Genomic DNA, 20,031 nt, shown 5'->3' with positions numbered 1-20,031 from the left:
AGCATAACGTCGTTCAGCGTATTCCGCTTTGACATAGAACCCGGCGAAAGGATCGACGGCAATCCAGCCGTTCTTATACGCCGTGTAGGTCATCAGCTTCAGCTTCTTGAGTGTAGAATGGATCGTCCCGGAAGCAAGACCCTTTACCGTGGAGAGGTAGACGACGAACTTTTCCACGAACTCCCGCTTCAGCTCTTTGAACGCAATATCCTTGACGTGGTATTCGTATTCGAGGAAAGAGGCAAGGCGGTTACGGCGTTTGCGGTAATTGTCATAGCTCGAATAGGCGCGGTCTTTGCCCACACGTTTGAGAAAGCCTGCGAGGTATTCGTCGAAAGTCAGGCGGCAGTCGTCCCCCATACCCAGAAAGGCGTTACGGACTTTTTCGGCCGTAACATACGAATCCCGGTCGCAGAGACGCTGGTACTGCTTGCCGATATTGGTCTTGATATTCTCCAGATTCTCGTTGATGCGCTGCGATTCGAGGCTTCTGCCTGCGGCTTTGTTCGCTTTGGCATCCCAGAGAGAAGAACGAACCGAGAGTTTGCAGCTGAACTGCGACATCGTACCGTTGATCGTGATACGACCCATGACGGGAACCTGACCCGATTTTTCGGACTGCCGTTTCACATAGAAAAGGACTTTGAAAGTGCTGCGTTGCATAATAACTTGAACTTTGAGGATTGGTTAAACGTAATGTCAAGTTATTTGGTATGCGGTAATTCGATGCAACGAACTGAAAACGAATGTTTTGATGCAAATCAAAGCATTTCGGGCAGGTAACGGATAAGTAACGAAACTCACCGTTAAACCTGCCCGATTCTGCTTTTTTATTGCTCGGAACAGATGCAGAACAGAGAATTAAACACCTGTAAACAAGATATTTACTCTTTCCTGCGCTTCTCTTTCCCTACAAAACCCGGACCGGTATGGCCGGGCTTCTAATTACCCCCCCCCTCCTCCGGTTCTTTTTCGGAACCCGTTTCGCCTCTTGCAGGCCCGGAGCGTTATCCTGCCGCTATTGCCTCGCTTGCCCCACCTGCGAGGATTGCTGCCTGCGACGCAGGCGTCCTGCCGCTTTCCTTGAATCCGCATTTCGCGAAACGTTTCGCTGACGGAGAATTTAACCGGGGCGATGGAATCGCCGTGCTGTTTCTTTCGAGACGAAAATAAATATGACACGAATGCGGGGCTGTTTGTTTGATGCTCCCGGCATTTACTATTTTCATCTCTTGCATATCGACAATTTGTTCCATATCATCTTTTTTCGTGCGATCAGACAGGCTCCTATAACTCCGGCATCGCCCCCTAACCGCGAAGGAACGATGGACAGTTGCTGGGTCATCAGCCGAAGCGAATATTTATGCACGGCAAGCTTCACAGGCTGTAAAAAGTAGTAAGGAGCAATTTCTGACATTCTGCCGCCAATGATGATACGATCGGGATTCAAAAGGTTGATCAATCCGGCCAACTGATGCCCAAGCTCACCCCCGGCCTGCGTCACCAACTCAATGCAAAGCGGGTCTTCCAGTTTCGCAGCTTCAATAATGTCCTCTATCGTAATCATGTTTCCGTTCCACACCTTTTTAGAAAGAACCGACGCCTCGTGATTGTAGATTCTTTCTACGAGTTTACGGCAAACGGCGCTTCCCGAGATTTCCGTTTCAATGCATCCTTTTTTTCCGCAATGACACATCACGTTGTTTTCATACATGTGGATATGTCCGAATTCTCCCGAATAGCCGTCCTTTCCATAATATATTTCTCCATTTATGATAATGCAGAGTCCCAGTCCCCATCCGATATTGACATAAATCACATTCTCCTGCGAGGCATTGTTTTCGGATACATACTCGCCGTAAGCCATCGCTTTGGTGTCGTTCTCGATGAAAACCGGAATGCCCAAACGTTCGTTGAGCAAAAGAGTCAGCGGCACTTCGCGTGTCTCCTCGAAATTGAAAATCGTGGCGCTCGTTCCTAAATGCGAATTGACCCGCCCTCCAATATTGAAATTGACGCCCGCTATTTTGCCGGCGTTCTGACTTTGAAACTTTAGCATGAACTGCGAAATATGCGTACATATTTCATCCAGTTTATTATGTGTATTTTCGAAGCGAAAATCTGTGATGCGCTCTATGCAAACCATATCCCCCGTAAGGTTCATAAGCCCGATTATCAACTCGAAAGGCTTGAGGTCGACACCCAAAAAATAGTAGGTTTCGGATTTCACCCGATAAAGGACTGGATTTCGTCCCCGTTTATTGGTCTTCAAACAGTCTCCCTTTTCCAAAATATCCTCCGCATAGAGTTCGGAGACATACTTGGCTATTGTCGTGACGCTGAAGCCGGTTTGGCTGGCGATGTCGGGAATGATGAATTGCCCTTTCTGAAAAATGGAGTTCAGAATGATGTTTCGTACAAAACAACCCAGATCGCCGTCGTGGGATGCGGATGTAAAAGGAGGTAACATTGTCCTTGCCATTATTTGGTGTGCCTGACAAAAATAGTAAATCGAAAAGAAATAAAAAACAGATTGTATAAATAATCGCGTTATTTAAAAAGTTTACTTTGTAAATATATGGAATGATAATCGAATTTAATTCGTTGTTTTTTAGTATGTTGTATTTGATATTTCGGCTGATGTATTTTGACAAATAAAAAAAAGTGTCTTTTTTAAATGGTTTTGCTCTTCGGATTATCAGGCACATTGGAAGAATCCTTTCTATTTTTGTTTTGAAAAGGTGAAATCAAATCGTACAAAAGCGACCTGCCCGAAATTCTTAATTTTTAAAATGTACGAAGAAAAGGTGTCCGAACCAAAACTCAATGCTGACTGAAATATGAAACTGAAAATTCTTGGCTTCGCTCTGCTTGCTGTCTGCGTCTGCGCCGTGTGCTGTATGTGCGGCAGCGATTCGAAAACGCCCGACTATGAATTTCCCGACGGACCCGATCCTGATCCCGACCCTCAACCGGGCGATTATCCTGCCGGACTGACCGTAACCGAGTTTGCGGACGATCTGGGCGGCGGAAAACAATGCCTCGGATTCGTGGCCGTGGCCGATCTGAAAGCCAATCCCAAACTGCGCTTCAACGCCGTGCATCTGCCTCAACAGAAAACTCCGTCGCGCATTCATGCCGAATTCGCTTCGGCCAACCGGGGAACGGCCTGTGTGACGACCAATGCCGGGTATTGGTGGGCCGGAAATTCGTTGAGCCTGCTTGTTACCGGCGGTGCCGTCAAGTCGATCGAGAATCAGACGGTGACACGCAACAACCAGACGGTTTATCCCGTGCGTTCTTCGTTCGGGCAGATGGCGTCCGGAGGGTTCGAGACGCACTGGATTTACTGCGTGCTCGACGACGGCAACAAGCCTTATGCCTTCCCGTCCGCGCTCGACAACGACGAACGTACGAATACGTATATGTCCGCGCCGCCGACTTCGAAGACGCCCGGCGCGGCGCTCTGGACTCCGCAGGAGGCGGTCGGAGGCGGTCCGATGCTGGTCCGGGAGGGGAAGAACGTCGCCGTGGAGAACTATTGGAAAGAGGTGTTCGACGGCGGCGGCATCGCCGGGACTTCGCGTCAGCCGCGTACGGCGATCGGCGCCACAGCGGACGGCAAACTGATCCTGCTCGTGTGCGACGGGCGCAATATGCGGGGCAGCGCCGGATTTACGCTGGCGGAGCTGGCCGACAAGCTGATCGCACTGGGAGCGGTCGATGCGGTCAATCTCGACGGCGGCGGATCTTCGACCATGGTCGGCAGCGACGGCAAGGTGCTCAACCGTCCCAGCGACACGGGCAGCGCCGAGGTGATCGTCGAGCGCAAAATTTCGACGGCGGTCGTCATCTCCGAAGTGAACTAATCCATAAAGAATCATATGAAGAAACTTCTCCTCATCTGGCTGGCAGCCTTTGCTGCCGTCTCCTGCGCGCAGGAAAAACAGCCGTCGAAACCGCTTTACATGTGGTTTGACTGCGAAGCCAATTATGCGACTTTGAGTCATCCCGATTCGATTCGTTACTATGTGTCCAAAATCCACGACATGGGCTTTACCGATGTCGTGGTCGACGTGAAGTCGATCATGGGCGAAACGCTCTACAAGAGCGATATAGCGCCTTACATGGGCGAATGGGAGGGTGTGACCCGTCCTGAAAACTACGATCTGCTGGGTTATTTCATCGAGGAGGGACACAAGCTGGGCATGCGCGTGCACGGGTCGCTCAACGTGTTTGCCGGCGGTCACAACTATTTCGACCGGGGAATCATCTACGGCGATCATGCCGACTGGCAGTCGCAGGTGTACACCGAAGGTAAAATCGTGCCCATCAGCGAAATAAAGAGCAACTACAACGGCATGCTCAACCCGGCGAATCCCGAAGTGCAGGAGTACGAGCTGGCGATTCTGAAGGAGTTCGCCGGGAAGTATCCCGATGTGGACGGCATCGTCTTCGACCGGGTGCGTTTCGACAATATCACCTCCGATTTCAGTCCGCTGTCGAAGGAGCTTTTCGAAGCTTACGCCGGAACGAAAGTCGCCGATTATCCCGGTGATATACTCCGCTGGACGCAGGATGCCGACGGCAAGTGGAGCTGGTCGCAAGGCCCGCTGTTCCGCAAGTGGATCGAATGGCGCGCATCGGTTATCAAGGATTTCGTGACCGAAGCCCACAGGCAGCTCAAGGAGATCAATCCCCGGCTGCTGATCGGCGACTATACGGGCGCATGGTACCCGACCTATTATTACGTGGGCGTCAACTGGGCCAGCGAGCAGTTCGATCCCGCCCGCTATTTCGATTGGGCGACGCCCGAATACAAGAATACGGGTTATGCCGACCTGCTCGACATCTATATGACCGGACTTTACTATACGCTGGTTACCAAAGCCGAAGTCGACAAGGCCAACGGAGCCGTGGGGCAGCGTACCGAAGCGGGAATGTCCGACGAACAGAATTACTGGTACTGCATCGAGGGCGGCGCCGAATGGGCGAAGAAAATCACCTGCGGCGTGGTTCCCGTGACAGGCTCGATCTACGTCGAGCAGTACGAGGGCGACGCAGCGCAATTCACCCGCGCTGTGGCGCAGGCGCTCCGCGACACCGACGGACTGATGATCTTCGATATCGTCCATATCATCAACCGCGGCTGGTGGTCGGAGCTGGCGGCCGGAATCGCCGCCGGAATCGCCGAAGGAAGCAACTGATCTGCAACCAATATAAAACAACTAAAAACTTAACCTTAAATGTAATTCTATGAAAGAGTTCTTCTCTATTTTCAAGAATTCCCTGACAAGGAAGTGCATGGCGCTTCTGATGTCATTGCTTGTTGTCGGTGCGGCTTCCGCCCAGACGCGGGTGACGGGAACGGTTACGGATGAGAGCGGGCACCCTCTGATGGGCGTAACTGTTATCGTCGTAGGTACCAATACGGGTGCCATTACCAACCTCCAGGGTCAGTATTCCATCGCTGCTAAACCTGGCAACACATTGGAGTTCCAGTATTTAGGTATGGTGTCCGAGCGAAAAACCGTGGGGGGGAATTACCTCCATTGATGTTTCTCTCAAGGAAGACTCTGCCAGAGTCGATGAAGTCGTTGTCGTCGGTTACGGTACGATGAAACGCGCGAGCATTACGGGCGCCGTTTCGCAAATCGACGGCAAGGAACTGCTCAAGGCGCCGATGGGAAATGTGACGAATATGCTGGGCGGGCGTGTCGCCGGCGTGGTGGCCTTGCAGCAGTCGGGACAGCCCGGCAGCGACGGCGCCAGCATTTTGGTGCGAGGCAGCGGCGCAAAGTACATTGTGGACGGTGTAGCCCGCGATTTCAGCCAGATTGATCCCAATGATATTGAAAGCGTTTCGGTGCTCAAAGACGCGTCGTCGGCTGCGATTTACGGTATGGATGCCTCGGCTGTCATTATCGTGACGACCAAAAGGGGCAAGGCCGCTCCGGCCAAGATCTCCTACACCGGCACTTTCGGTTTGAGCCAGAATGCCGTAATGCTCGAAATGCTCGACGGTCCGGGGTATGCCTATTGGTATAACAAAGCCCGTGAAATGGACGGAGACACGCCGATTTTCACGCAGCGCCAGATCGACATGATGCTCAACGGCGATCCGAGCGACGGCTGGGGCAATACGAACTGGTATGAAAAGACTTTCGGTACGGGGTACAACCAGTCGCACAACCTCAATGTGACGGGCGGCAACGAGCGGATCAAGTACTTTACTTCGATCGGTTACTTCGATCAGGAGGGCAATGTGAAGAATTTCTCGTTCGACCGTATTAATATCCGTTCGAATATCGAAGCCAAGATCGCCAAGAACTGGACGATGGCCGTGGATCTGGCCGGTCGTGTGCAGCGCAGCAATCGTCCCGGATTTTCGGGCGATCCCGCCGATTGGAACAATATCGCGCAGCAGGCTATGCGTGCGCATCCTTACGTGCCCGAAAATTATAACGGGCTGCCTGTTTCGACCAATACTTCGAGCGCTACCGTAAGTCCGCTCGCTTCTTCCGAGGAGTCGGGTTATGCAAAAAGCAATACGTTCTATTTTCAGTCGAATGTTTCGCTTAAGTATGATTTTCCTTTCCTGAAGGGTTTGTCTGCGAAATTCATGGTGGCCTATGACTATTCGCAGACCTATTCCAAGATTTATTCCACGCCTTTCCGTACGATGGTTGCAACGCTTCCCACGACTCTTGACGGCAATATTTCCTATGCCGAAAACTGGGATTCGCGTAAAAAATCCGAAAATTCGCTGACGGAGGGGCTTACGCGCAACACGCAGATTACGACTAACGCTTCGCTTAATTATGCCAACACCTTCGGGAAGCATAATGTTTCTGCAATCCTGCTGATGGAGACCTACTCTAACGACGGCAATAATTTCAGCGCTTACGGAGAAGGATTTTCGATCAAGGAACTTGCCGAACTCAAATACGCCAGCATTCCCGACAAGATGTCGATCAACGGTATGAGCTCCGTTGCGCGCAAAGCCGGTTTCGCGGCCCGTGTCAATTACGATTATGCCAATAAGTATCTTGTCGAATTGTCGTGCCGGTATGATGGCAGTTATCTGTTCGGCGGTATGGTTGATGGAAAACGCTGGTCTCCTTTCCCTGCCGCATCGGTCGGTTGGAGAATATCTAATGAGCCTTGGTTCGATTCCAAAGCGATCGACAACTTGAAGTTGCGTGCAAGTATCGGTCTTACGGGTACGACGGGTATCAGCGCTTATTCGTATTTGAATACATTAGGCTTTCTGGATACTCCGGCCGTTGTCCTCGGAGGCGTCGGTGTCGACGGAATGCTTACTTCGAGTTTGGCGAATGAGAATCTGACATGGGCGAAGAATCTGCAATATAACGGAGGATTCGACCTGTCCATGTGGGGCGGCAGACTGGGTGTTGAGTTCGATGTATTCTATAAATACATCTATGATATTCTGAGTGGTGTGACTGCCACCTATCCCAGCTCTTTCGGCGGTTATTATCCGAAGTATGAAAACAGCAATAAACAAGCTCATAAGGGTTTTGAGATTACGTTGAGCCACCGTAACCGTGTCGGAGATTTCAATTACAACGTGAGTCTGACCGGTACATACACCAAGCGTAAATGGCTGCACTATAACGATGCCGCCAATACGCCCGATTGGCTCAAGCTTACGGGTAAGGAGGTCGGCGCCCAGGTCGGCTTTATCTCCGCCGGTTTGTTCCAGAGCCAGGAGGAGATCGACAATTCTCCGACGATTGTGGGTAAAGCCGTTCGTGTGGGCGATATTAAGTATGTCGATCGCAACGGCGACGGTGTGATTTCCTATGAACAGGACCGCGGTTATGTCGGGGCCGCCGCTTATCCCAAATTTGTGGGAGGCCTTTCTTTTTCGGGTGATTGGAAAGGCATTGACCTCTCTTTCCTGTTTCAGGCAGGCTTGGGCCGGGATGTGGCTCTGACGGGTGTGTACAGCGGAGGAATCATGGACAACACGCAGATGACCAAGCCGTTCTATCACGGAGGCAATTCGCCGAAATACCTTGTGGAGAACTCTTGGCGGGAAGATAACACCAATGCCGAATTCCCGCGTCTGAGTATCGTGCAGGCCAGTTCGAATAATGCCTATTCTTCGACTTTCTGGTATCGCAGCGGCGATTATCTGCGTCTGAAGAATTTGCAGATCGGATACACCTTCCCGCAGAAATGGATGAGCCGGATCGGCATCGACCGTCTGCGTATCTATTTCGAAGGACAGAACCTTTGGACTGTCAGTGAACTGACCAAATTCAACATTGATCCTGAACAGCCCGGTGTGTCGAACGGTTATTATCCGCAGCAGCGTATCTTCTCGTTCGGTGTAAACTTGGCATTCTAACATGAAAAACGGAGAAATTATGAAAACAGGAATTAAAATAGCCATGATGTCGTTGCTGACGTTCTCTTTAGTCGGTTGCAACGATTTCCTCGATACCACGCCGCATGACAGTATCTCGGACAAGGTGGTTTGGAACGATATACACACGGCGACGCTTTACCTTAACGGTTTTTATCCGTATATTGACCGTTACGGACAGTTCGGCTCCGCCCAGTTTCAAGGTAATCTGACCGAGGGACTTACCGAAACTTTCAAATACGGTTCGTACGTTCCGGGCAATAAGGCCGGAGACTCCAATAATTATGTGTTTACGCCTGAAACGATGTCGTCGACGGGCAACCTGCTCGATGCGTGGACGGGTGGATATGAGCGTATCCGCCGTATCAATGAGTTCTTGGAATCCATGCGGAAGCATTCTACGTTCTCGGCGGAAGAGAATGCTAAACTTGAGGCGCAGGCCCGTTTTTTCCGCGCATTCGTCTATTTTCAGTTGGCCAAACGGCATGGAGGGGTAATCCTCTATACGGATATGAATCTCCAGAAGAATAAAGACCGCAGCTCTGCCGCCGAGACCTGGAATCTGATTGCCTCGGACCTCAAGTATGCGGCTTCGGTATTGCCGGTGCGCTGGGACGCGGCCAACAAGGAGCGTGTGACGCGCGGCGCGGCTTGGGCCATGCTTGCACGGACGATGCTTTATGCCGAACGCTGGCAGGATGCCAAAGACGCGGCGGATTCGGTTTTCAAGTTGCAGGTCTATTCTTTGACCGATAAGTACGAGGATGCTTTCAAAGGGGGGAATAGTGAGTCGATTCTCGAATACAACTATCTGGTAACGGGTCCCAATCATACTTTCGATAACGACTATGTTCCTTACGGCGATATGGACAACGACGGAGGTAAAGGCTGCCCGACGCAGGAGATGGTCGAATCGTATCAGTCGAAGGACGGCAAAACCGTAGATTGGAGCAAATGGCACGGCGAGACGACCGAGTTGCCTCCTTACGATCAGCTGGAACCCCGTTTCGCTGCGACGGTTCTTTATCACGGAGCGCAATGGAAGGGGCATACAATGACCAACAGCGTTGGAGGTACTTACGGGCAGTATATGGATTATCGTAGCGACACCTATCCGAAGGGACGTACTACTACCGGTTATTATCTGCGCAAATACCTCGATGAAAGCCACACCGATTTCTCGGTTATCAAGGTCAGCACGCAGACTTGGGTGGAACTTCGTCTGGCTGAAATTTACCTCATCCGTGCCGAGGCGAACTATCGTTTGGGCGCTTCGGGGGCCGCTTTGGAGGATGTCAATGCCGTGAGACAGCGTCCCGGTGTGAATCTGCCCGCTCTTTCGGGCCTTTCGGGGAACGATCTTTTCAAAGCGATACGTCAGGAACGCAAGATCGAGCTGGCGTATGAAGGGCACCTCTATTGGGACATGCGCCGCTGGAAACTCGCCGACAAGGAGTATAACGGTTACCGTGTGCACGGACTGAAGATCACGCCGCATCAGGGCGCTTTCAAATTCGAGTATGTGGATTGTGATTTGCAGGACCGTAAATTCCTGGCGAAGACCTACGTATTCCCGATTCCTTACGATGAGTTGGCGAACAACTCGGCTATCGAACAGTATGACGAGTGGAAATAAATCTTGAATTACAATTATGAAAAATACCATATTTTCTTTCCTGACGGCGGCCGGTCTGCTCTTTGCGGGCTGTCACCAGCCCGACGAGCTGTTGCCTTCCGTGTCGCGTAACGGCATCAACAGCGTAACCGCCCAATTCGTAAAGAACAATAGCGAGGGGGCAGCCGAATTTTACGGCGAATTCAAAGGATATCCGGCGGAGGGCAGCGATGAGATCACGGTCGAGATTCCGTGGTTTTATCCGGAGAGCAGCGATGATGTCGTGAGCGGTAAGATGCTCGACAAAATGCGCATCAGCCTGAATCTCGACGACAATGTTACGGTGGACCCTGCGGTCCTTTATATGAATTTGAACGAGGACAACTATATTACGGTTACCGATCAGCTCAAGCAAAAGAAGGTTTATAAAGTCAGGGGGCGGATCGTGAAGAGCAAAGCCTGTCTGCTGGAGGAGCTGTCGCTTCCGTCGCAGGGTTTGAGCGCCATCATTGATCAGGAAACCAAAGAGGTGTCGCTGATCGCAGCCGGTAATATCGAACCTTGTACGGGAACCTACCGGCTTTCGTATCATGCTACGATTTCACCCGATCCGGCAACGACGGTTATCGACTGGAATGCGTCGCCCAAGCTGACCGTCACTGCGTATGACGGGGTAAGCAAGACGGTTTACACCGTTAAGAAAGAGGTTCCGGCGAAGGTTCCGACCGGTATTCGTTCGGGCAGTCAGAAGAACCTGTTCGTTTCCGAAACGTTCAAGACTGATTACGGAATGAGCGGAACGACGAATTATACGCTGGGCATTTTGGGCGATCACTTGCTTATTTGCTCCGGCGAGAGCGAGATCGTTTATGTCAACAAGCTTACCGGTGTCAAGGCCGGAACGGTGAATATGGGCGGCATCAATCTCGGTGGAGGCGCTATCACTTCGGATGAAGCCAACCATATCGTGATGTGTTCGATTGCCGCCAACGGTGCGTCGCAGACCATTTATCGTCTGGATCATGTTACCGATACCCCGAAGGAGGTCATGACCTGGTCGAATGCCACGGGCGGTAAGATCGGCAGCAAGATTTCGATCAAGGGCGATATAGACGCAGACGCCGTCGTCACGATCAACTGCTGGGCTTGGGCAAGTCCTGCAAACTGGAGTTCGTTCGTCCGTATCATTGTGACCGATGGCGTTTGGGGTACTCCCGAAAAGGTTACGATTGCGGGTTGCGGACTCTGGAACGGCGGCAATGTCGATGTGGAATATCTGTCGACGGATATTACCGGACCTTATTTCAAAGCCAGCTATTCGACCAATGGGGCGGAGTGGATCGACGGGGCGACCAATTCGCGTGTGGCATTTATCGACAAAGGCGCGAACGACGCCAATTCGAATTTTGCCAATGTGTCGTGCGCCGTCTTCAATAAGAGTCCGTTCGTCGCCGTGTTCGGCGGTTCGCACTTCGCTTACAGTGCATCGCGTGCCATCCTGCTCGATGTCGGAGACCGTAATCTCTTCACCGGGACGTTCGACAATACGAAAGCCAAGATCTATGCGTCGACGCCTAAATATCTGGCTGTTTCCGGAACGGCGAGCTGCGATATCCTGCTGAGCCAGTCGTCTGACGGTTATTATCTCTATCTTTACTGGATCGGCGGAAATACCAACTATATCCGTGCCGAACAGTGGGATTGTGTCGATAAGTAACATCCCTTTTGCCTGCATCCCTCTGACCGGGGATGCAGGTCCTAAAACAAGCATAATTTTGAAGATGAAAAAGAATATCAAATGGTTTGCGGCGGTTCTGGCGGCGTTGACGCTGGGATACGGGGCTGTTTCGTGCGGTTCGGATTCGAAGGAACCCGAATGGGAGTGGCCCGATCCCGACCCCGATCCCGATCCGAAGCCGGGGGTGGAGAAACCCCGGTTCATCTGGGTCGATGCCGCCGCCAACTTTCCCGATTTCGCCAACAGCAAGGAGAATATACTGCGCGATCTGACCAAGGCCCGGGAGGCCGGATTCACCGATATTGTAGTCGATGTGCGGCCTACTACCGGCGACGTGCTTTTCCGTACGTCGGTGGTCGATCAGGTGGAGTGGCTCGGCGCATGGCTGCCGGGCGGATATTCCAAAGTCGAACGCACGGCCACATGGGACTACCTGCAGGCGTTTATCGACGCCGGAAAGTCGCTCGACCTGCGCATTCACGCCGCGATCAATACCTTTACGGGCCAGGCGGGCATGGACGACCGATCTGAATTTGGCGGGCGGCATTACGAACATCATGTCCACTTCGCAGTCCGCCAAGTTCTTCAATCCGGTATTGCCCGAAGTGCAGGAGTATCTCTGTTCGATGCTCAAGGACCTCGCGGCCTATGACGGACTGGCGGGAATCTTCCTCGACCGGGGGCGCTTCGACGGATTTACCAGCGATTTCTCGAATTATACGCGCAAGGAGTTCGAAAAGTATATCGGCCGGTCGGTTGCCAGCTTCCCCGCCGACATTCTGCCTGCGGGCCATACTTCGGGCATACCCTCGCCGGAGCCTGTGCATATGAAGCAGTGGCTCGAATTCCGGGCGAAGGTGATTCACGACTTTATGGAGAAGGCGCGCGCCGCCGTCAAGTCGGTCAATCCGTCGGTCAAGTTCGGCGTATACGTCGGGGGCTGGTATGCCAGCTACTATGATGTGGGCGTCAATTGGGCCAGCCCCGATTACGACACTTCGTCCAAATTTTCGTGGGCTACGAAAAAATATATGGATTACGGCTATGCTGACCTGATGGACCAGATGCTGATCGGGGCCTATGCCTCTCCGGCGCGTGTTTACGGCACGACCGAATGGACCATGCAGGGATTCTGCCTGCTGGCCAAAGAGCGTACGATGGGAGCCTGCCCGATGGTGGCCGGCGGTCCCGACGTGAGGAGGAGGAGAACCGGGCCATCACCGCCTCGGTCGCCGCCTGCATCAATGCCTGCGACGGTTATTTCCTGTTTGATATGATTCACCTGAAAAAAGCCGATCAGTGGTCTTATGTCAAGACCGGTATCGACGGCGTAATTAAAAAAGACTGATTGTGAAACGCATCGTAATATTGTTTTTGGCCGCCCTTTTCGCGGCATCCGGCGCTTCGGCGCAGAAATTCCATAACGCCTACTACGATACCCGCCGTGCGGCCCACGACGAAGAGGGGCTGCAACAGGGGGCGATCGTCTTTCTCGGCAACAGCATTACCGAGCAGGGGTGGTGGAGCCTGCTGCTCAAACGCGGCGACGTCGAGAACCGCGGCATCGGCGGCGACAATACCTTCGGCATGATCGACCGTCTGCCCGACATCCTGAAAAGCAAGCCCCGCAAAATCTTCCTGATGGCGGGCATCAACGACCTGATGGGCGGACAGCCCGTCGATACGATCGTGATGAACATCACCCGCATGGCGGACATGGTGCACGAGGCCGTTCCCGGCTGCCGGCTCTATATTCAGAGCGTGCTGCCGGTCAATACCCGGCGGCTGGCCTATCCCGGACTCAAGGGGCATAATCCGCAGGTGCGGACGCTCAATGCGCGGTTGGTGCAGTTGTGCGACGCCAAGCCGTGGTGTACGTTCGTCGATCTGGTGCCGCTGCTTTCCGATGCCGACGGCGAACTGCGCATCGACCTGACGAAGGACGGAATCCACCTCCACCCCGTGGGGTATGTGATCTGGACCGATTACCTCAAGAAACAGAAATACCTGAAATAACACGTCTTGCAGATGGAAAAGCGAGCTTATGCGGTCGATTTGCTGCGAGGGTTGGCTATCGTGGGAATGGTGCTGTCGGGACAGATCCTATGGCACGCTGAACTTCCTGCATGGCTGTTCCATGCGCAGGTGCCGCCACCGTCGTTCCGTTTCGATCCGTCGGTGCCGGGAATTACGTGGGTCGATCTGGTCTTCCCGTTTTTCCTCTTCTCGATGGGGGCCGCTTTCCCGCTGGCCCTGCGTAAGCGGCTGGAGCAGCGGGGTGAATCGGTGGCGTTGATCCTGACGGTCGTGGTGCGCAGGTGGGCGTTGCTGGCGCTTTTCGCCGTTGCCCTCGCCAACCTGCGTTCCGGGGTGACGGGAACGCTGCCGGGATGGGGTTCCTCGCTGCTGCAACTGGCGGGCTGGGGTTGTTTTTGTGCGCTCTTCATGCGCATTGACCGGTTTTCGGACCGGCAGAACCGCATGGTCTGTCTGTCCGGCGTCGCCGGCATCGCAGCCCTGCTGGCGGCCGCCCGGTGGGGCTGGGGGCTGCCCGTCTCGGCGGAGCGGAGCGACGTCATCATTCTGGTCCTTGCAAATATGGCGCTCTTCGGCAGCCTGGTGTGGCTCTATACGCGGAACAACCTGCTGGCGCGCCTGGGGGTGCTGGCGCTGCTGGCGGCCCTGCGTCTGGGCAGCGGCGTCGAAGGTTCGTGGAACGAAGCGTTGTGGAACTGGTCGCCTGTGCCGTGGCTTTTCCGCTTCGACTACCTGAAATACCTTTGTATCATCATTCCCGGCACGATTGCGGGAGACCGTATCTATGAATGGATGACGCACGGCGGCGAAGATGCGCCGGGGGCGTCCCGGCGGCGTGAGGTCTGGACCCTCGTCCTGCTCGTGACGCTGATATGCCTGAATATGTGGGGGCTTTTCGCACGGCAGCTGGTCGTGAATCTCGTGGCGGGCGTCCTGCTCTGTCTCCTGCTCCGGCGTCTGCTGCGTGGAGACGGTTCCGCGACCGGAAGACTGCACCGTTCGCTTTTCGGCTGGGGCTTTTTCTGGCTGGGGCTGGGACTGGCGCTGGAGGCGTTCGAGGGGGGCATCAAGAAGGATTACGCGACGTTCAGCTATTTTTTCGTCACCTCCGGGCTGGCTTCGTTTGTCCTGATCGCCGCCGGAATCGCGATGAGGCGGCTGAATGTGCGTTTTTCGGCGCTGGTCAAATGCGGGCAGAATCCGATGGTGGCCTACACGGCGGCCGGATTCCTCATCATGCCCCTGCTGACGCTGCTGCATCTGTCGCCCTGTTTGCAGGCCTTTGCCGAGCTATGCCCGTGGATGGGCGTGGCGCGGGGCGTGCTGGTCACGGCCGCGGTTATGGCCGTTACGGTCTTTTTTACGAACCGCAGGCTTTTTTGGAGAACCTGAATTTGAACTTTAAATAAATGAGTTATGCGAATAAAAGGAACTTTTCTCGACGAAATCAGCCATGATATTCCCCATCAGAACTGGGGCGAAGCCGAATGGGACCGTGATTTCGGCTACATGCGCGAAGCAGGCATCGACACCGTGATCCTGATCCGCTGCGGTTACCGCCGCTGGCAGACTTTTCCCTCGCGGGTGCTCACGGCCGAGGAGGGGTGTTACGAACCTCCCGTCGATCTGGTCGATATGTTCCTGCGCCTAAGCGACAAGTGGGGGATGAACTTCTGGTTCGGACTCTACGATTCGGGCAAGTACTGGGACCGCGGCGAATACGAACAGGAGGTGGCGCTGAACAAGCGTGTGATCGACGAGGCGTGGAGCCGTTACGGGCATTGCAAATCCTTTGCGGGATGGTATATTTCGCAGGAGTGCAGCCGCAATACCGGCAAGATCGTCGATCTGTATGCGAGTCTGGGATGCTATTGCAAGGAGGTTTCCGGCGGTCTTCCGACCATGATTTCCCCTTATATTGATGGCAGCAAGAACGTCAGCCAGTACAATGCGTCGACTTCGAAGGAGAACGTTGTGACGCTCGAAAGCCATGAGCGCGAATGGGACGCCATCTTTGCCGGAATCCAAGGCGCCGTGGATATCGTCGCCTTTCAGGACGGCCATGTGGAGTATGACGAACTGGTCGATTTCCTGAAAGTCAACAAGAAACTGGCCGACCGTTACGGACTGGAGTGCTGGACCAATTCCGAGACCTTCGACCGCGATATGCCGATCAAGTTCCTGCCGATCAAATGGGAGAAGCTGCGGCTCAAGATGGGGCTGGCGGCTCAAGCCGGTTACCGGAACGCCATTACGTTCGAGTTCTCGCACTTTATGAGTCCGCAGTCGGCCTACCTGCAGGCGGGGCACTTGTACGACCGCTATATGGAGTATCTGAAAACCTTGGAATAGAGACCCGATGAACGGACATAACCTTAAACCGGGCGGTTTTGCGGCAGCGCTGGCCGTGCTGATCGCAGTCGTGCTGGCGTCCTGCTCCCCGAAGGGTGCGGCGGGCGGCGACGCGGCTTGCGGCCTGTCGGACGCGGATTTCAGGACCGAAGGCATCCTCGAAGCGATTCCTGTCCGCGCGACGTTTCTCGACGAGGTGAGCTGGGACATTCCCCACCAGAACTGGGGCGTCAGGGAGTGGGACGCCGATTTCCGGGCGATGAAAAACATGGGGATCAATACCGTGGTGCTGATCCGCGCCGGGCTGGGACGGTGGATCGCCGCGCCGTTCGAGTGCCTGCTCGAAAGCGAGGAGGTGTACTATCCACCGGTCGATCTGGTGGAGATGTTCCTCACGCTGGCCGACAAATACGGCATGGCGTTCTATTTCGGCATGTACGATTCGGGCAAATACTGGCAGGAGGGGCTCTTCCGGCGCGAGATAGACCTGAACCTGAAACTGATCGACGAGGTGTGGGCCAGATACGGACATCACAAGTCGTTTCAGGGGTGGTATCTGTCGCAGGAGATCAGCCGCCGGACCAAAAACATGTCGCGCATCTATGCGGAAGTGGGCCGCCATGCCAAGGCGGTTTCGGGCGGCCTGAAAACGATGATTTCGCCCTACATCCACGGCATCAAGACCGATCAGGTGATGGCGGGCGACAAGGCCCTTTCGGTCGAAGAGCACCGTCGCGAGTGGAACGAGATACTGGGCAATGTCGCCGGAGCGGTGGACATCCTCGCGTTTCAGGACGGGCAGGTCGATTACCGCGAGTTGTACGATTATCTGGTGGTGAACAAGGCGCTGGCCGACAAATACGGCATGGAGTGCTGGACCAACATCGAGTCGTTCGACCGCGACATGCCGATCCGCTTCCTGCCGATCAAATGGGAGAAACTGCTGCTGAAGCTGGACGCTGCACGGCGGGCCGGGATGCAGAACGTCATCACGTTCGAATTCTCGCACTTTATGAGTCCCAATTCGGCCTATCCGCAGGCGGGACATCTTTACGATCGCTACTGCGATTATTTTAAAATCGACAACCCTTACCGGAAACGGTGAATGCTCCATGAAACAGCGCGCTGACATATCGTACATGCTCTTTCTTGCGGTCACGGCTGCCGTGGGCGGACTCCTGTTCGGATACGACACGGCCGTGATTTCGGGCACCGTCGAGCTGGTGACGGCCCGCTTCGGGCTGGACAGCCTGCAACAGGGGTGGTATGTGGGGTGTGCGCTGGCCGGCTCGGTCGCCGGCGTACTCTGTGCGGGCGTGCTGAGCGACCGGCTGGGACGCCGGCGGACGATGCTCGTCTCGGCCGTGCTGTTCACGGTGTCGGCCGTGGGATGCGCCCTTTGCGCCGATTTCACGCAGCTGGTCGTCTACCGGATCGTGGGCGGGCTGGGCATCGGCGTCGTTTCGATCGTCTCGCCGCTTTACATCTCCGAGGTGTCGGCGGCGCGCCGCCGGGGCATGCTGGTCTCGTTTTACCAGCTGGCAGTCACGATGGGATTTCTGGCGGCCTATACGGTCAATTACCTGCTGCTCCGCATGGGACAGACCGCCGGTTTCGAAACGGCGTGGGTGCAGCGGATCTTCGTCGATGAAGTGTGGCGGGGCATGTTGGGGGCCGAAACCCTTCCGGCGCTGCTTTTCTTCGTCATCATCTTCTTCATTCCCGAAAGCCCGCGCTGGCTGGCGCTTCGCGGACGGACGGACCGCGCTCTGCGTGTGCTCGGCCGCATCAACGGCGACCGGGCGGAAGCCGCCGCGGAACTTGCGGCCATCGAAACGGCCGTCGGCGGCGGGCAGACCCCGCAGTGGCGGCTCCTGCTGTCGAAAGGCATCCGGACGGCGGTGCTTGTCGGCACGGCGATCGCCATTCTCGGACAGTTCATGGGCGTCAATGCCGTACTTTACTACGGGCCGTCGATTTTCGAGCGGGCCGGATGGTCGGGCAGCGACTCGCTGTTCGCTCAGATACTGGTCGGAGCGGTCAATATGCTGACGACGGTGCTGGCACTGGCGATCATCGACCGCGTCGGGCGTAAGAAGTTGGTTTACTGGGGCGTGTCGGGCATGGTGCTGTCGCTGCTGCTTATCGGGACCTGTTTCCTGACCGGGGAGCGGCTCGGACTGCCGGACGGCGTGCTGCTGGCGGCGTTCCTGTGCTATGTTTTCTGCTGCGCCATCTCCGTCTGCGCCGTGGTATGGGTGCTTTTGTCGGAGATGTATCCGATTCGTGTGCGCGGCGTGGCGATGTCGATCGCGGGGTTCTCGCTTTGGACGGGGACCTATCTGGTCGGGCAGCTTACGCCGTGGATGCTCGCGAATCTGACGCCGGCGGGGACTTTTTTCCTCTTCGCCGCGATGTGCGTGCCTTATATGCTGCTGATATGGAAGGCGGTGCCGGAGATGTCGGGCCGCACGCTCGAAGAGATCGAACGATACTGGACAAGGTAACAATATAAATAAGATAAGATTATGGACTTCAAAAGATTAGCGGAACAGTACAAAACCGAATTGCTGGATGGTGTACTGCCTTTTTGGCTCGAAAAATCACAAGATAGGGAATTCGGCGGCTATTTTACGTGTCTCAATCGTGACGGCAGCGTCTACGATACCGACAAATTCATCTGGTTGCAGGGTCGTGAAGTGTGGATGTTCGCCATGCTCTATAACAAGGTGGAGCGTCGTCCCGAATGGCTCGAATGCGCCGTGCAGGGAGCCGAGTTCCTGCGCAAATACGGCCACGACGGCAACTACAACTGGTATTTTGCGCTGACGCGCGAAGGCCGCCCGTTGGTGCAGCCCTATAATATTTTCTCCTATACGTTCGCGGCGCGCGAAGGCCGCCCGTTGGTGCAGCCCTATAATATTTTCTCCTATACGTTCGCGGCGATGGCTTTTGCGCAGGTCGCCGTTGCGACGGGCAGCGACGAATACGCCCTGATCGCCAAGCGGACTTTCGACCGGATTCTGGAGAAACGCGCCAATCCCAAAGGCGAGTGGTGCAAGGCTTATCCCGGAACGCGTTCGCTCAAGAGTTTCGCTCTGCCGATGATCCTCTGCAACATGGCGCTGGAGATCGAGCCGATGATCGACAAGCAATCGGGGAGTGCCTGCACGAAGTGATGGAGGTGTTTTACCGGGAAGAGCTGGGGCTGATCGTCGAGAATGTCACGGAGGACGGACAGCTTTCCGATACGTTCGAGGGCCGTCAGATGAATCCCGGACATTCGCTCGAAGCTATGTGGTTCATTATGAACCTCGGCGTGCGTCTCGACGACCGTGCGCTGATCGACAAAGCGGTGAGAATCGCGCTCAATACCGCCGAATACGGCTGGGACAAGGAGTACGGCGGCATTTTCTATTTTCTGGACCGCAAGGGCGCGCCCCGCGTGGAGCTGGAATGGGATCAGAAGCTCTGGTGGGTGCATATCGAATCGGCGATCGCGATGATCAAGGGCTATCAGCTGACCGGATCGAAGGAGTGTCTGGAGTGGTTCGGGAAACTGCACGAATATACGTGGGCGCATTTCAAGGACGCGGAGCATCCCGAATGGTTCGGTTACCTGAACCGCCGCGGCGAGGTGCTGCTGCCGCTCAAGGGCGGAAAATGGAAGGGATGTTTCCATGTGCCGCGCGGGCTGTTCCAGTGCTGGCAGATTCTCGAACAATGCAAGCAGCGTTAAAATACGGAACGATGAAAAGATATTTACTGACAATTCTGTTGTCGCTGTGGTGTGTCTGCGCATGGGCCGCGGGCAGCGTCACAGTCAGGGGGCGCGTCCTTTGCGGCGGCCGGGGCGTGGAAGGCGTCTGGGTCTCCGACGGCGAAGAGTTCGCG

General features: G+C 54.8%; 13 protein-coding genes and 3 pseudogenes. 13 read left to right on the top strand and 3 right to left on the bottom strand.

The window, feature by feature from the left end; genetic code table 11:
• Window positions 1-54: 54 nt before the first annotated feature.
• The 3 genes and pseudogenes from BHV64_RS07090 to BHV64_RS07080 form a co-directional block, all read right to left on the bottom strand.
• Window positions 55-663: pseudogene (locus tag BHV64_RS07090) on the bottom strand (phage integrase SAM-like domain and Arm DNA-binding domain-containing protein); the annotation flags it as partial.
• Between the two features lie 344 nt (window positions 664-1,007).
• Complete coding sequence (locus tag BHV64_RS07085; RefSeq protein WP_288115683.1) at window positions 1,008-1,256, bottom strand: hypothetical protein; 249 nt, start codon at window positions 1,254-1,256, stop codon at window positions 1,008-1,010.
• Window positions 1,226-2,470, bottom strand: coding sequence for an ROK family protein (locus BHV64_RS07080; protein WP_253092637.1), 1,245 nt, complete (start codon window positions 2,468-2,470; stop codon window positions 1,226-1,228). Before BHV64_RS07080 ends, BHV64_RS07085 begins: the two co-directional genes overlap by 31 nt.
• A gap of 370 nt (window positions 2,471-2,840) precedes the next feature.
• Here BHV64_RS07080 and BHV64_RS07075 point away from each other — a divergent pair, with 370 nt between their 5' ends.
• From BHV64_RS07075 to BHV64_RS07015, 13 genes and pseudogenes are all read left to right on the top strand, one after another.
• The gene (locus BHV64_RS07075; protein WP_015546782.1) at window positions 2,841-3,869 is read left to right on the top strand and encodes a phosphodiester glycosidase family protein; all 1,029 of its coding nucleotides are present in this window, start codon (window positions 2,841-2,843) and stop codon (window positions 3,867-3,869) included.
• A gap of 15 nt (window positions 3,870-3,884) precedes the next feature.
• Complete coding sequence (locus BHV64_RS07070; protein ID WP_288115682.1) at window positions 3,885-5,207, top strand: alpha amylase family protein; 1,323 nt, start codon at window positions 3,885-3,887, stop codon at window positions 5,205-5,207.
• Between the two features lie 49 nt (window positions 5,208-5,256).
• Window positions 5,257-5,556 carry a carboxypeptidase-like regulatory domain-containing protein gene (locus tag BHV64_RS07065; RefSeq protein ID WP_288115681.1) on the top strand — a complete coding sequence of 100 codons (300 nt, stop codon included), beginning with the start codon at window positions 5,257-5,259 and terminating at the stop codon, window positions 5,554-5,556.
• Window positions 5,543-8,377, top strand: coding sequence for a SusC/RagA family TonB-linked outer membrane protein (locus BHV64_RS07060; protein WP_249370365.1), 2,835 nt, complete (start codon window positions 5,543-5,545; stop codon window positions 8,375-8,377). Before BHV64_RS07065 ends, BHV64_RS07060 begins: the two co-directional genes overlap by 14 nt.
• A gap of 16 nt (window positions 8,378-8,393) precedes the next feature.
• Window positions 8,394-10,031 carry a RagB/SusD family nutrient uptake outer membrane protein gene (locus BHV64_RS07055; protein ID WP_288115691.1) on the top strand — a complete coding sequence of 546 codons (1,638 nt, stop codon included), beginning with the start codon at window positions 8,394-8,396 and terminating at the stop codon, window positions 10,029-10,031.
• A 16-nt stretch (window positions 10,032-10,047) separates the two neighbouring features.
• Window positions 10,048-11,727, top strand: a complete 1,680-nt coding sequence (locus BHV64_RS07050) for a DUF5018 domain-containing protein (protein WP_277089807.1) — start codon at window positions 10,048-10,050, stop codon at window positions 11,725-11,727.
• Between the two features lie 64 nt (window positions 11,728-11,791).
• Window positions 11,792-13,096: pseudogene (locus tag BHV64_RS07045) on the top strand (alpha amylase family protein).
• A gap of 2 nt (window positions 13,097-13,098) precedes the next feature.
• The gene (locus tag BHV64_RS07040; RefSeq protein ID WP_217727778.1) at window positions 13,099-13,764 is read left to right on the top strand and encodes a GDSL-type esterase/lipase family protein; all 666 of its coding nucleotides are present in this window, start codon (window positions 13,099-13,101) and stop codon (window positions 13,762-13,764) included.
• Between the two features lie 12 nt (window positions 13,765-13,776).
• Entirely contained in the window at window positions 13,777-15,177 is a 1,401-nt protein-coding gene (locus BHV64_RS07035) for a DUF5009 domain-containing protein (RefSeq protein WP_149887045.1), read from the top strand.
• Between the two features lie 24 nt (window positions 15,178-15,201).
• Complete coding sequence (locus tag BHV64_RS07030; protein WP_288115680.1) at window positions 15,202-16,137, top strand: DUF4434 domain-containing protein; 936 nt, start codon at window positions 15,202-15,204, stop codon at window positions 16,135-16,137.
• 7 nt (window positions 16,138-16,144) lie between these two features.
• Window positions 16,145-17,242: a DUF4434 domain-containing protein gene (locus BHV64_RS07025; RefSeq protein ID WP_147620247.1), complete on the top strand. Its 1,098-nt coding sequence runs from the start codon at window positions 16,145-16,147 to the stop codon at window positions 17,240-17,242.
• A gap of 7 nt (window positions 17,243-17,249) precedes the next feature.
• Window positions 17,250-18,644, top strand: coding sequence for a sugar porter family MFS transporter (locus BHV64_RS07020; RefSeq protein ID WP_217727776.1), 1,395 nt, complete (start codon window positions 17,250-17,252; stop codon window positions 18,642-18,644).
• A gap of 21 nt (window positions 18,645-18,665) precedes the next feature.
• A pseudogene (locus BHV64_RS07015) lies at window positions 18,666-19,876 on the top strand (AGE family epimerase/isomerase).
• The last annotated feature ends 155 nt before the right edge of the window (window positions 19,877-20,031 follow it).

This window comes from Alistipes sp. 56_sp_Nov_56_25, from assembly GCF_001915285.1.
Classification (GTDB): Bacteria; Bacteroidota; Bacteroidia; order Bacteroidales; family Rikenellaceae; genus Alistipes; species Alistipes shahii.
The sequence above is the reverse complement of the archived record's forward strand: the minus strand, read 5'-3'. Positions and strand labels throughout refer to the sequence as shown.